Source organism: Sorangiineae bacterium MSr11954 (genome assembly GCA_037157815.1).
Taxonomy (GTDB): Bacteria; Myxococcota_A; Polyangia; order Polyangiales; family Polyangiaceae; genus Pendulispora; species Pendulispora albinea.
In genome coordinates this window covers 6,015,457-6,028,755 of record CP089984.1, presented here as the reverse complement: position 1 = coordinate 6,028,755, position 13,299 = coordinate 6,015,457, and the positions used below count along the sequence as shown (strand labels likewise).

9 protein-coding genes and 1 pseudogene are annotated in these 13,299 nt (G+C 66.3%); 7 read left to right on the top strand and 3 right to left on the bottom strand.

All coding sequences use genetic code 11. The features are described 5' to 3' along the window. Positions 1-26 precede the first annotated feature (26 nt). The 6 genes and pseudogenes from LZC94_23210 (at position 27) to LZC94_23185 (ending at position 7,999) form a co-directional block, all read left to right on the top strand. Positions 27-2,708, top strand: coding sequence for a heavy metal translocating P-type ATPase (locus LZC94_23210; protein WXB20117.1), 2,682 nt, complete (start codon positions 27-29; stop codon positions 2,706-2,708). Between the two features lie 32 nt (positions 2,709-2,740). Next, positions 2,741-3,868, top strand: a complete 1,128-nt coding sequence (locus LZC94_23205; protein WXB20116.1) for a zinc-ribbon domain-containing protein — start codon at positions 2,741-2,743, stop codon at positions 3,866-3,868. 220 nt (positions 3,869-4,088) lie between these two features. Then, positions 4,089-4,763, top strand: coding sequence for an SOS response-associated peptidase (locus tag LZC94_23200; protein ID WXB20115.1), 675 nt, complete (start codon positions 4,089-4,091; stop codon positions 4,761-4,763). 228 nt (positions 4,764-4,991) lie between these two features. Next, complete coding sequence (locus LZC94_23195; protein WXB20114.1) at positions 4,992-5,288, top strand: hypothetical protein; 297 nt, start codon at positions 4,992-4,994, stop codon at positions 5,286-5,288. Positions 5,289-5,328: 40 nt separating this feature from the next. Next, positions 5,329-6,546, top strand: a pseudogene (locus LZC94_23190) (dicarboxylate/amino acid:cation symporter). 154 nt (positions 6,547-6,700) lie between these two features. Continuing rightward, positions 6,701-7,999 carry an MFS transporter gene (locus LZC94_23185; protein WXB20113.1) on the top strand — a complete coding sequence of 433 codons (1,299 nt, stop codon included), beginning with the start codon at positions 6,701-6,703 and terminating at the stop codon, positions 7,997-7,999. An 87-nt stretch (positions 8,000-8,086) separates the two neighbouring features. Here LZC94_23185 and LZC94_23180 read toward each other — a convergent pair whose 3' ends face one another. Both LZC94_23180 and LZC94_23175 read right to left on the bottom strand, forming a co-directional pair. Continuing rightward, entirely contained in the window at positions 8,087-9,556 is a 1,470-nt protein-coding gene (locus tag LZC94_23180; protein WXB20112.1) for an ABC transporter substrate-binding protein, read from the bottom strand. 17 nt (positions 9,557-9,573) lie between these two features. Continuing rightward, the gene (locus tag LZC94_23175; protein ID WXB20111.1) at positions 9,574-10,488 is read right to left on the bottom strand and encodes a hypothetical protein; all 915 of its coding nucleotides are present in this window, start codon (positions 10,486-10,488) and stop codon (positions 9,574-9,576) included. Between the two features lie 321 nt (positions 10,489-10,809). Here LZC94_23175 and LZC94_23170 point away from each other — a divergent pair, with 321 nt between their 5' ends. Then, positions 10,810-11,232 (top strand): hypothetical protein, encoded by a 423-nt coding sequence (locus LZC94_23170; protein ID WXB20110.1) that lies wholly within the window; start codon positions 10,810-10,812, stop codon positions 11,230-11,232. Positions 11,233-11,485: 253 nt separating this feature from the next. Here the strand turns inward: LZC94_23170 and LZC94_23165 are convergent, their stop codons facing one another. After that, positions 11,486-13,297 carry a DUF4185 domain-containing protein gene (locus LZC94_23165; protein WXB20109.1) on the bottom strand — a complete coding sequence of 604 codons (1,812 nt, stop codon included), beginning with the start codon at positions 13,295-13,297 and terminating at the stop codon, positions 11,486-11,488. Between the last annotated feature and the right edge of the window lie 2 nt (positions 13,298-13,299).

Genomic DNA, 13,299 nt, shown 5'->3' with positions numbered 1-13,299 from the left:
CCTTGCGCAAGCCGGAGTCTCCACACATGCACGAACCTCCGGAGCCCGCGCACCGGCACGAGCCGTCCGCGCCCGCGCACCGGCACGAGCCGTCCGCGCCTGCGCACCGGCACGAGCCGGAGCCCGCAGGTGGATCGTGTTGCCACGGCGAGTCGAAGGGGACCGCGCGCAAGTCGGAGCCCGCGCACCGGCACGAGCCGTCCGCGCCTGCGCACCGGCACGAGCCGGAGCCCGCAGGTGGATCGTGTTGCCACGGCGAGTCGAAGGGGACCGCGCGCAAGTCGGAGCCTGCACACCGGCACGAGCCGTCCGCGCCCGCGCACCGGCACGAGCCGTCCGCGCCTGCGCACCGGCACGAGCCGGAGCCCGCAGGTGGATCGTGTTGCCATGGAAAGCACCAAGCCGAGGAACGCAAGCACGAGCACGGCGACAGCCATCGCGGCGGTCACGGCGGAACGCGCGAGGATGGCGGCCATTGCCATGGTCACGGCGGAACGCATGCGCACGGTCACCAGCACCACCAGCACCACCACCAAGGCCACGCGCACGCCGGACACCACCGCCCCGCGCCACCGATCCCCGCGGGATCGAACGTCGAATACACGTGCCCGATGCACCCCGAAGTGGTGCAGATCGGCCCCGGATCGTGCCCCAAGTGCGGCATGGCGCTGGAGCCGACGATGGTGCAGCTCGACGCGGATGGCGGCGAAGACCCCGAGTGGCGCGACATGCGACGGAGGCTCGTCGTGGCGGCGCTCGGCGCGCTCCCCGTTTTTCTCATTGGCATGTCGGATCTCATCCCGGGTGAGCCCCTGCAGCACGCCGTGCCGTCGTCGGTGCTGGCGTGGATTCAGCTGGTGCTCGCCGCGCCGGTGGTGCTCTGGGGCGGCTGGCCCTTCTTCCAGCGCGCATGGGCCTCGGTGGTTCATCGCAGCTTGAACATGTTCACGTTGATCGCGCTGGGTACGGGCACCGCCTTCGTCTATAGCGTCATCGCCACCCTCGCGCCGGGCGCCTTTCCGGAGTCCATGCGCACCCACCACGGCGTGCCGGTTTACTTCGAGGCCGCCTCCGTCATCGTCGCCCTGGTCCTGCTCGGACAGGTCCTCGAGCTCGGAGCACGCAGCCGCACCGGCCAAGCCATCCGCGCGCTCCTCGAGCTCGCGCCCAAGACGGCGCGCAAAATCACCGACCATGGTGAGGTCGACGTACCGCTCGAGCACGTCCACCCGGGCGATCGCCTGCGCGTACGCCCGGGCGAAAAGGCGCCCGTCGACGGCGTTTGCCGCGAAGGAAGCAGCCATATCGACGAGTCGATGGTGACCGGCGAACCCGTCCCCGTACCCAAGCGCCCCGGCGATCGCGTGGTGGGCGGCACGGTCAATACCACGGGCAGCCTGGTCATCGAGGCCGAGCACGTCGGGCGTGACACCCTGCTCGCCCGCATCGTGCAGATGGTCGGCGAAGCCCAGCGCACCCGCACCCGCATCCAGCGCATCGCCGACGTCACCGCGTCCTACTTCGTTCCCGCCGTGATCGCGGCCGCCATCGCAGCCTTTGCCGCGTGGATGGCGTTCGGCCCCGAGCCGCGCTTCACGCACGCGCTCCTGGCGGCCGTCGCCGTCTTGATCATCGCGTGCCCCTGCGCGCTCGGACTCGCCACCCCCATGTCCATCATGGTGGGCACCGGCCGCGGCGCCACCGCCGGTGTTCTCTTCAAGAACGCCGAGGCGCTCGAGCTCCTGAGCAAGGTCGACACGGTCGTCGTCGACAAGACAGGCACCCTCACCGAGGGAAAGCCCCGGGTCACCCAGATCGTGACCCTCGGCAGCATCGACGAGGCGACGTTGGTGGCGCTGGCCGCCGCGCTGGAGCAGGCGAGCGAGCACCCCTTGGCCGCGTCCATCGTCCACGAAGCTCGAGCGCGCAAGGTGTCCATTCCGACCGCATCGGACTTTGCGTCCAAGACGGGCAGGGGGGTGGTGGGAACCGCCTCCGGCCATCGGGTGGCCGTGGGCAATCGGGCGCTCCTCGAGGAGCTTGGCGCGGATGTCTCCGAGTTGGCCGCGCGCGCCAAATCCCTAGGCGCCCAGGGGGAGACCGTGGTCTTCGTGGCCATCGACGACAAGGCCGCGGGACTCTTGGTCATTGCGGATCCCATCAAAGAGTCGGCGCGCGGTGCCGTGGCCGCATTGCGCCAAAAAGGGCTCCACGTTGTCATGCTGACAGGCGATACGCGTGCGACGGCCGAAGCGGTGGCGCGATCTGTCGGTATCGAAGACATCGACGCCGAGGTGTTGCCCGAGCAAAAGGAGGCCCACGTCCGAAAGCTCAAAGACGCGGGACGGGTGGTGGCCATGGCCGGCGATGGCATCAACGACGCCCCGGCGCTGGCCCGCGCCGATGTGGGCATCGCCATGGGGACGGGCACCGACGTGGCCATGGAGAGCGCCGGCATCACCCTGGTTCGCGGGGATCTGGGCGGTATCGTCAAGGCGCGGGCCTTGAGTGAGGCCACCATGGCCAATATTCGCCAGAACCTGTTCTTTGCATTCCTCTACAACGTACTTGGCATTCCAATTGCTGCTGGACTCCTTTATCCCGCATTGGGACTTCTGCTCTCGCCCATGCTCGCGAGCTTGGCCATGACCTTCAGCTCCGTTTCCGTCATTGCGAATGCACTGCGATTGCGCCGCGTGAGTCTGTAATCGACCCAGACAATCGTGTATCTCCATAAGGCGTGAAACCGCCGATCTCGAAGTTTCCGAAGCTGGTTCGCGAATGGCATCCAACTCGAAACGGCGAGCTCACGCCCGGGGACGTGAGCGCCGGCTCCGAGCGCCGCATTTGGTGGCGCTGTTCGAAGGACGGAGCGCACGAGTGGCAGGCGGTCCCCATCATCCGCGCCAAGGGCAGCGGCTGTCCCTACTGCTCCGGGAGGCGCGCCACCGCCCAGGAAAATGTCGCCGCGTTGTTCCCCGAGGTGGCGCGCCAGTGGCACCCCTCGAAAAATGGCGCGTTGAAGCCGCAGGACGTGCGCCCCGCGTCCACCAAGCGCGTATGGTGGCGATGCGCCGCGGGCCGCGATCACGAGTGGGAGGCGACGGTCGCGTCGCGCTGCAAGCAGGGCACGCGCTGTCCCTTTTGCGCGGGCCGCCGCCTCTCGGAGACCAACACGCTCGCGCGCTGCGCCCCCAAAATCGCCAGGCAGTGGCACCCCACCAAAAATGGCCGGCTCACCCCCGCGTCGCAGATCGCCACCGCCTGGCAGCTGCGATGGTGGCAGTGTCCCAAGGGCTCCGATCACATGTGGCGCGATCACGTCTACAGCCGGGTCGAGCAAAACGCGGGCTGTCCCTTCTGCTACGGGCGGCGCGTCTCCACCACCAACTCGCTCGCCCACACCGCCCCGGAGATCGCGCGCCTCTGGCACCCCACCAAGAACGGCCGCCTCACGCCCCACCGCGTGACCTGGGGCTCGGGCCGGCGCGTTTGGTGGAAGTGTCCGGAGGGCATCGATCACGAGTGGCAGTGTGCGATCGCCAATCGCTCCGCCGGCACCGAGTGTCCCTTCTGCATGAACAAGCGCGTCTCGGTGACCAACTCCCTCGAGACGCTCGATCCTCAAATGGCAGGGGAGTGGCACCCCAGCAAAAACGGCAAGCTCACCCCCCGCGACGTGACCTGCGGCTCCGGCAAGGTCGTCTGGTGGCGCTGCGAGCGCGGCCACTCCTGGCGCACGCGCATCGCGCACCGCACCGGCGTGGGCAGCGGCTGTCCCACCTGCGAATTCATGAGTCGCCGAGGGCGACCCCCCACCACCCGGCGCCGCCTCGCGCGCTCCGTTCGGCTGCCCAGCTACCCCTAGTTTCTGCTCACGCGGGAGAGGGTCTCCCGACGGAAGCACCGCTGCTCATCGCGTCGCGCCTCGTCCTCGCGCTGCCGTCGCGTCGCGCCTCGTCCTCGCGCCGCGTCTCGTCCTCGCGCTGCCGTCGCACCGCGCCTCGTCCTCGCGCTGCCGTCGCGTCGCGGCCGCACGATGCTCGAGCCAACTTGCACGCCCACCGTGCGATGGCACAACGATCCTCATGTGCGGACGCGGCGATGTCGATTACAGCGCAAAGAAAATCCGAGAGGCGTTTGCCAACCTGGGCGAGCTCGAGGTTCACTTCGAGCTCGCCGCCCCGCGGCACAATGTCTCGCCCACCGACCCCGTCCCCGTCGTTCGCCGCGAGGGCGCGCACCTCACGTTGGACGCGGTGCCGTGGGGTGTGCGCGATCCCAAGTCCAACGCCAAGCGCCCCGTGACCTTGGTGCGCGCGGAGTCGGTGGAGCATGGCTCGCTGGCCAGCCGCGCGCGCGGCCTCGTCGTCTTCAGTAAATTCTACGAGTGGCAAGGCGAGAAAGGCCAGAAGCGCAGACCGTACGCGGTGGCGGCCCTCGATCGCCGCCTCCTCGCCCTGGCCGCGCTCTGCAAACGCACGGTCACCGACCAAGGCGAGGTGCTCGAGAGCTGCACCATCATCACGCAGCCCGCCCTCGGCCCGCTCGTCGAAATCCACGACCGCATGCCGGTCCTCGTCCCGCCCGCCCACTTCGGCACCTGGCTCGATCCCGAAGCGAAGACCGACGCCGCGCTCACCCTCGTGCGCGCCGAAGCACCCCAGCTCGCCGACGCCTTGGAGCCGTTCCCCGAAGACCCGTACGTCCTCGCGCACGGCCCGCGCGTCACGAAGTCGAACCCGCAGCGCACCTTGTTCTGACGTGTTCGATCCGAATCGGAATCGCTCTTCGGCTTCGCACCGGCGTGCGCCCTCGGCTCCGCGCCAGCGTGCGCCCTCGGCTCCGCGCCGGCGCGATCTCGACCTCGACCTCGGCGTTCGACCTCAACCCACCGCGACACAGCTCGAGCCCGCCGCGCACCGCTTCAAATCCCGTAAAAACCCGCCATTTCCTTGATAGCTGCGCGCGTGTTCAGTATACTGCTACCCATGTTGCCTCGCAGGTACTGGCCGCCTTTGCTCACCCGAATCGCCGGCGAAATCGAGAACGCCGTACGCGACTTGCGCACCCTCGCCGAGGAGGCGCGAGCCCTCCCGCGCACCCAATGTCCCGCCCCGGTGGGAACGCTCGCCGATCAAATCGAGGGCATCGCCTCACGCCGTGGGTTGCAGACCGAGCTTCACGTCTTCGAAGGGCATGTCGGCCAGCGTGACGTCTGGATCTTCGAGCTGACGGTGTTTACACCCGACCCGTCGGAACAGAAAAAATTGCGAAATTGGAGGTAGTAGCGCACCGCCGCGCGATGAGAAGCTCCATCGCAAGGCCATGAAGAAGCCGCTCCATCAAGTGTTGTACGTGCAAGTACTCTTCGCCATCGCCTGCGGCGTGGTGCTCGGGTATGCGCGCCCCTCCCTCGCCACCGAGATGCGCCCCTTGGGGGACGGCTTCATCAAGTTGATCAAGATGATCATCGCCCCGGTGATCTTCTGCACCATCGTCGCCGGCATCGGCGGCATGCAGGACATGAAGAAGATCGGGCGCATCGGCGGAAAGGCGCTCCTCTACTTCGAGATCGTCTCCACCTTTGCCCTCGCGATCGGCCTCGTCGTCGCCAATCTGGTCAAGCCCGGTGCCGGCTTCAACGCCTCGGTTTCGTCCCTCGACACCAAGGAAATCGCCGAGCTCACCGCCCGCGCCAAGGGCCAGAACACCGTCGATTTTCTGCTGAACATCATCCCTACCACCTTGGTCGACGCCTTCGCCAAGGGCGAGATCCTCCAAGTCTTGCTCCTGGCGATCCTGTTCGGCTTCGCCGTGAGCGCGCTGGGCGAGCGCGGACGGCCTATTTTGCACTTCATCGAGCTCGCCGCCAAAGCCATCTTCGGGGTGGTCAACATCATCATGAAGGTGGCGCCCATCGGGGCGTTCGGCGCCATGGCCTTCACCATCGGCAAGTACGGCATCGCGTCGCTCTTGCCGATGGCGAAGTTGATGGGCTCCGTCTATGCGACCTGCCTCCTCTTCATTTTGGTCGTGCTGGGCGCCGTCGCCCGGGTGGCTGGCTTCAGCGTGGTGCGGCTCATCGTGTTCATCCGCGAGGAGCTGCTCATCGTCCTGGGCACCAGCTCGTCGGAGAGCGCGCTGCCCAAGTTGATGACCAAGCTCGAGTACCTCGGCTGTTCCAAGTCGGTCGTCGGCTTGGTGGTGCCCGCCGGGTACTCCTTCAACTTGGACGGCACCAACATCTACATGACCATGGCCGCGCTGTTCATTGCCCAGGCAACGAATACGCCGCTCACCCTGGGGCAACAGCTCACGATCCTGGTCGTGGCCATGCTCACCTCCAAGGGCGCCTCGGGCATCACCGGCGCGGGCTTCGTCACCCTGGCCTCGACCTTGGCCGTGGTGCCGTCCATCCCCGTCGCGGGCATGGCGCTCATCCTCGGGATCGATCGCTTCATGAGCGAGGCGCGCGCGCTCACCAACATCATCGGCAACAGCGTGGCCACCGTGGTGGTCGCGCGCTGGGAGAACGAGCTCGATCGCAAGCGGCTCGCCGAGAAATTGAAGAGCGATCCCGGGATGCTCGACGAGAGCGGTCGCGAGCAGGAACCCCCGTCGGGTCCCCTCGGCCCGCCCGGCGCGAAGGCCGCGCTCGAGACCCCGGCCGCCTACCAGGAAGAAGCGTGAGGGCATCGTGAGTGACACCGGTTGGCGCCTGCGCGCGATCTTCGGCGGATCGATCGGCAACCTCGTCGAGTGGTACGACTGGTACGCGTACTCGGCGTTCTCCCTCTACTTTGCGCCGGCGTTCTTCCCGAAGGGGAGCCAGACCGCGCAGCTCTTGAACACGGCGGCCATCTTCGCCGTCGGCTTTTTGATGCGACCGTTGGGCGGCTGGGTGTTCGGCCGCTACGCCGACCGGGTGGGGCGCAAGGCCGCGCTCACGTCATCGGTCATGCTCATGTCGTTCGGATCGCTCATGATCGCGCTCACCCCGGCCTACGCTACCATTGGCTTCGTCGCGCCCGCGGTCTTGGTCATCGCGCGCCTCTTGCAAGGTCTGAGCGTGGGCGGCGAGTACGGCACGTCGGCCACGTACTTGAGCGAGGTCGCCACCCGCGATCGGCGCGGCTTTTACTCCAGCTTTCAATACGTCACCTTGGTGGGCGGGCACCTCGCCGCGCTGGGTGTGCAAATCATTCTGCAGCGCTTCGTGCTCACACCCGCCCAGCTCGCGCAGTGGGGATGGCGCATCCCCTTCGTCATCGGGGCGATCCTGGCGATGGTGGCGCTCTACCTGCGGCGAAGCTTGGAGGAGACGGAGGCCTTCGCCAGCGCCACGAAGAAGCAAGCGACGAAGGCCGAGCGCGGAACCTTGGGCGAGCTTCTGCGCCACCCCAAGGCGCTCGCCACCGTGGTGGGTTTGACCCTGGGCGGCACCGTCGCCTTCTACACGTACACCACGTACATGAAGAACTTCCTGGTGAACTCGGTGGGCATGGCCAAGGACACCGCCTCGCTCCTCGCGTTCGTCTCGCTCTTTCTCTACATGCTCATGCAGCCGCTCTTCGGCTTCATCTCGGATCGCATCGGCCGCCGCCCGCTGCTCCTCGGCTTCGGCGTGTGCGGCACCCTGGGGACGGTGCCGCTGCTCACCGCATTGAGCGAGACCAAGAGCCCGTGGACGGCGTTCGCCTTGATGATGATCGCCTTGGTCATCGTCACCGGCTACACCTCGATCAACGCCATCGTGAAGGCCGAGCTGTTCCCCACCGAGGTGCGCGCGCTCGGCGTGGGGCTGCCGTACGGGCTCACGGTGGCCATCTTCGGCGGCACGGCCGAGTACGCGGGCCTTTGGTTCAAGGACAAAGGCCACGAGCCGTATTTCTATTGGTACGTCAGCGGGTGCATCTTCATCTCGCTCATCGCGTATCTGCTCATGCCCGATACGAAAGAGACCTCGCTGCTCGACAAGGAAGAGCGCGCGCGGTGAGCACGTGCAGCGCGCTCACCGTGCTTTGCGCGGTCACCGCGGTGAGCACGTGCTTTGCGCGGTCACCGCGATCGCCCGAAGAAGCCGTTACTTCGGCTGCGCCCTCTCGAGCTCCTCGGCGGTGTACCGCGAGCCCGCGCCATCCTGGAGCTGGAACTGCCCGTCCTTGATGAACCACTTGACATAACCGGCGACGACGTCGCCGTTCCTGTCGAAGTTGACCTTGCCGGAGGCGCCCTCGTAGTTGATGGCGGTCTTGTTGGCCAGGGTCGCGAACCCGAGGTCGATGTTCCGAGGGGACACGAGCTTGGCGCCCAGCTCCGCGGGCGGCTCCGTGAGGTCCGCCGGGTAGCCGCGCGAGACCTCCACCATCGCATCGCGGATCTTCTTGGGATCGGTCGCCGTTTCGGCTTTCTGGATGGCAAACGCCAGGAGGATCACCGCGTCGAAGGCGTTGGAGGAGTAGGGCGGCGGCTCGACCAAGGCCCCGCCGCTGGTCGCCGTTTGGGCTTGGAAGATGTTCTTGAAATCTTGGTAGTCGTTGGTGAGCGGCGCGGTGTCCGGCTCCACCCCCGAGATCCCCTCGACCCACGCGTTGTTTCGCACGGTGGTCACGAAGCCCGGGTCGAAGATGGCGTCGGTGCCGAAGAATTTCGGCATGGGGTTGATGGCCGGCACCGCCTGGCGGAATTGACGAACGACATTGCCGGAGACCTCGGCGTACGTCACCAAGGCCACGCAGTCCGGCGCCGGGGGAGGGGCGGCTCGGTAGGCCGCGATGACCTCCGTGTAGTTGCCGTCGCCCTTGTCATCGGTGGGCACGGCTACCTTGTACTTGGCGTCCGCGCCCGGCTGCGCGCTGAAGTATTGCTCGTAGGTGGAGCCCAGCGCATCGTTGGCGTACACCAAGAAGGGCTGCTGCTTGCACGGCGGCTCGCCCGGGCCCGAATCTCCGCCCGTCGGAATCGGATCCTTCATGCGCTTGTAGAGCGCGGCCCGCTGGTACTTGTCCGAAGGAGGCGTCCGATAGAGGTAGCGCTCCGGCCAGGGGTTCCAATCGTTGGTCAAGGTCGGCGAGGTGGCCCACGGCGTGATCAACAGGGTGGGCGTCGCGCCCTTGACGAGCTGCCGCGTGCTGGGATCGCGCGGAAATGTGATGTCGGCCGCGGTCCGCACCTGCACCGTGGCGCCAGGCCCCAGGATGGCCGCGACCTTTTGATCGACGAACCCCTTGATCACCTGGGTGAGGCGGCGCGATTGATCGATGGTCGGGTTGCTGCTCTGATCGTCCTCGACGAGCAGCTGGATGGGCCTCCCCAGGACGCCGCCGCGCGCGTTCACCAGGTCGACGGCGACCTGCGCGCCTTGCAGAAGGCCCGTGCCGGTCCCCGAGTAACCGCCGGAGAGCGCGACGGAGAATCCGATCTTGATCGGCTCTTGGCTGGAGGGCGGCACGGACTCCTTCGAGCATGCCGTGGTGTCGAGGGCGAGCGCGGGTCCGACGATGGCGAGCAGGAGCAATCCGCCCGCGCGGAAAAGAGATGTGCGGGTCTTCATGGCGTACGTCTCCGCTTTCATTGGCACGGCTTGCCACCACAGTTGAGGATCGGATTGATTTGCTGGGACGTCGCCGGATCGTTGGGCCGCGCCAGGAAGTAAGCGGCCGTCGCGCCGCCCACGATGACGGCGCCCGCCACGATCCAGAAGACCGGGCTCGCGAACACGGATCGGTCCTTCTCCCCGTTCCCCTGGCCAGGGCCCGCCGCCGTCGCCGCCGGGGCCTCGATGACGATGGGCTTCGTCGCGCTGCCGCTCTCGAAGAGCACCCCGTCGTTGGCGTCCAAGCCTTGCGCGTAAATCTCGAGGTACGACGCTTTGTCGTTGGAGGAGGGCGGCACGACCACCGTGGTCGTGGGGGCCGCGGCCGACGACTTGACGATGAACGGATCGCTGCCCTCCCAGTGGTATCCGACCACCACCTTGCTCGCCATCCGCGTGGGATCGCGGAGGGTGACCACGATGCGGCTGTCGGTGCCTCGGTGAACATTGGCGGTGGCCTCGATGCCGGGCCGGATCGACTGCGCGCTCCACGAGCCCCGCGCCTCGAAGTAGGGCGCCTTGACCCGAGGGCTCATGTTCTGGTCGATCTTGAAGTCCGGATCGATCCCGATCAGCTTCACGAAGTAGTCGCGGGAGGGGCCGGCGTGGCCTACCACGGCGTGGGCGGTCGCGAGGTTCTTGTAAACGCGAACGAGCTGCTCGTGCGAGAGCCCGTTTCGTTTGGCGATGCGCTCGAGCACCGGAATGGCGCCTTCGAAGTCGACGTTGGCGACCAGCTTCTCCGCCTCGGCGAGTTCGTCGTCGACGCTGTTGCTGGCGCTGACCGACGTCTGCGCAAAGGTCACGGGGGCCGCGATCTGCGCGGCGCACGTGAGCAAAATGGCGAAAGTCCTGGTCCTGAATTTTCTTGGGATCGATAAGCACTTCATGGTCGTTCCGAACCTTCCGCACCGGGATGACAGCCACGCTTGCGCGAAGCTCCGCCCCTCGTCCCCTCGAGTCTGGGCGTACCGAGTCGACACATCCTTGCACCGAGTCTCTCAAAAGGTGGGCCTCGCTGCAAGTTTCAGCGATGATAGGTAAAAGCTCGTGGTAGCTTTTGCAAAGAGGTGAGCGCCGTGCGAGTGACTTCTTCCCTCGTTTCCTTCATCGTGCCTACACTTGTGGTGGCCGCCGTTTCTGTTGTTTTCGTGATTTCCGCCGCAGGATGCAGCGCAAAAGACGATCCACCCGAGCAGGGAAACTTGACGGTGAATTTCCCGTCCGCGCAGGCGGCCATGGTCACCCAAAAGATGACCACCTACGTCTTCGACGCGACCAATTTACCAAATCTCTGTCATGAGCTGGTGGCCAAACGCGTTTCGGCCGCAGGCACGTGGCCCGTGGCCCCAATCGCGGAGAGCTCCTCCTCGTCCACCTGCGATGTTTTGCGCTCCCCGAGCAGCGCCAAGATACCCCCGGTGCCGTTTGGCCAGCGTGCCGTGGCCATCATCGGATTTGGGAACGATGGAAATGCGGTGATGATCGGCTGCACCCACCTGACCACGGGTGCGGGCAACTTTCAGGTGCCCGTGTCCCTGACCGCCATCGATCCCGATAACTTCAAGTTGCGTGTCGAGGGCGTCAAATGTTCGCGCTTCGTGCAGTTCTGCGAAGGAAACTGCACGCAGTAGAAATAAGGACCGCCGGCCGCGGGACCAACCGACCAAGGGCTAGGATCGCAGGATCCGATAACCCTGCTTGGGCCGCCATCTCGGATGGTCACATTTGGGCTCGCTCGGGCTCATAAAGGTTCGCGCGAGCTTTTTTCGCGCCTTTCGGGTTCTTTCGGATTTTGATGAGCCGCTCCAGCTGCGACGCATTGGAATGCGCACCGCGTCGGATTCGCGTTCGTCGCCGTTTGTACGTGTTTCGCGTGTTTCGAGCTCACTCGTAGCCGACGGCCATCTCGGAAATCGATGTATACACCCTCGATCCGCCGGGTTTTCCGATGATTCGCACGCCGTCGCCCTCGAGCGGGTCGAACGTGAGCGTATATGTCGCGTGCGAAGGCGTGGTCGGATTGGCGGGATAACGCGGTAGGACATTAAGGCCAGTCGCATTTACCCACTTTCCATCGACCCGGACTTGCACGGCCAGGTTGTCGAACCAACCCCCGTCGGCGCCGATGATCCCCGTGGTGTAAACGACTTTGTTCATCCGGTATCGGGCTTCGAAGGTATAGCCCCAATGGTCGAGCACCCTTGCTTCGCCTGTGGCGCTATCTTCGCTTTGCCCCGAGGCGATGCCATCGTTCATCTGCGCCAGGGTGCCTTGGTGGATGGCGCGCGCCATGGGCGTGACCCCGAGACCGGTCCTGGCAAGCGCGGTCGTCCCTTTGACATTGGTCGCAGGGAGCCTCGAGCGCGGGACCAGCCGCATCGGGCGGAGGGAAAAGCGGTTGCGGTCGATGCCGGCGCTCCAGGAATTGGCTTGCATGTGGAGCGTTCGCCCGTCGGCGGAGATGAACTTGGACGGAAGGGTCGTGGCGTAGCCTCCGTGCTTGCTCTCCGTCCAGGGCGCCATGCCGAAGTCGAAGGTGGCGAGCTTCTTCCACGGACCCCACGGCGCGGGCGCGATGTACAGCTCGAAGGTCCACTCGGTCCACGACGCGTACACGTACCGTTGCAAGGGCGCATCGTAGACGATGCTCCCTTGCGCGATCTTGGTCATCCCGGGCTGACGCGAACCATCGGCGAGAACGGCGTACGCCCGCGACTCGTCGATCAGCACGGGCTTTCGCGCGCCGATGGACCGTTCGAACATGGGGCCGCTCGGTCCGATGCCGGTGAAGAACTCCCAGCGCTCGCGCATCAGGATGGCGTCCCTCGGAACGCGTGCAAGGTACAACCGTGTGGGGCTGGGCACGCTGTGGGAGAAGCGCCAGTTGTTGTCGAGACCGTATACGTACAGCTGGTCGTCGATGGCGTGTTCCCCGTTCTTACCGAAGTCGAGGAACATCATCGTCGTGAAGACGTGATCGTCGAACATCGGCACCGACGGTGCTTCCATCCACGTGGCGCCGTGATCGCGCGATCGGACGAGGGTGGCCGCGGGGGCGCGCGCATAGTCGACCCTGCTCAGGCTTTGAACTGCGACGAAGATGTCGCCGTCGAGACACGCCATCCCCGTCGGCTTGCGATAGAAGGGACCGGACGTATGCAGCTGCGTGATCTGATCCGATGCCCCGAGCCACGCGCCCGTCATATGGGGCGAGGGATCGAGCGGCGAGCCGGTGATGCGGTTCATCACGATGTCGGCCTTCGGCCGGTGCGGATCGAAGCCGCGTCCATCGCCGCACGCCGCGTAGAGTGCATCGTCGTCGGACCAACACGAGGGCCACAGATCGCCGTCGTTGGGCGATGTGGGGATGTCCATGGTGGCTGGCGCCACATCGACGATGGCAAATTCGTCGTCGTCCTCGGGCACGATGGGCGGGACGTTCGGAGCACCGGGACCACCCTCGGGCCCCGTGCCGTTCGGATCCACATCGCTTGCATCACGTGCGTCACCCGCGTCACCCGCGTCGGCGCTGGGCAAACCCAGATCGCCGCGGCCCGCGGTTGGTGCGGCGTCGTCGGCGCAGCCCGTGAGGAGCGCGAGCAGGACCTGGAGCGCGGTGAGCGCGGCCATCGCGGCCCTTGCCCGCGCCATCGGGGAGGACGGCGCCGCGAGCGCGCGGGCGTGACGTGGGGGCATCC

What these genes read in the sequence shown, in the direction of transcription:
- LZC94_23210 (WXB20117.1), top strand. Translation starts at nt 27, where the DNA reads ATGCACGAACCTCCGGAGCCCGCGCACCGGCACGAGCCGTCCGCGCCC.
- LZC94_23200 (WXB20115.1), top strand. Translation starts at nt 4,089, where the DNA reads ATGTGCGGACGCGGCGATGTCGATTACAGCGCAAAGAAAATCCGAGAG.
- LZC94_23195 (WXB20114.1), top strand. Translation starts at nt 4,992, where the DNA reads ATGTTGCCTCGCAGGTACTGGCCGCCTTTGCTCACCCGAATCGCCGGC.
- LZC94_23180 (WXB20112.1), bottom strand. Translation starts at nt 9,556, where the DNA reads ATGAAGACCCGCACATCTCTTTTCCGCGCGGGCGGATTGCTCCTGCTC.
- LZC94_23175 (WXB20111.1), bottom strand. Translation starts at nt 10,488, where the DNA reads ATGAAGTGCTTATCGATCCCAAGAAAATTCAGGACCAGGACTTTCGCC.
- LZC94_23165 (WXB20109.1), bottom strand. Translation starts at nt 13,297, where the DNA reads ATGCCCCCACGTCACGCCCGCGCGCTCGCGGCGCCGTCCTCCCCGATG.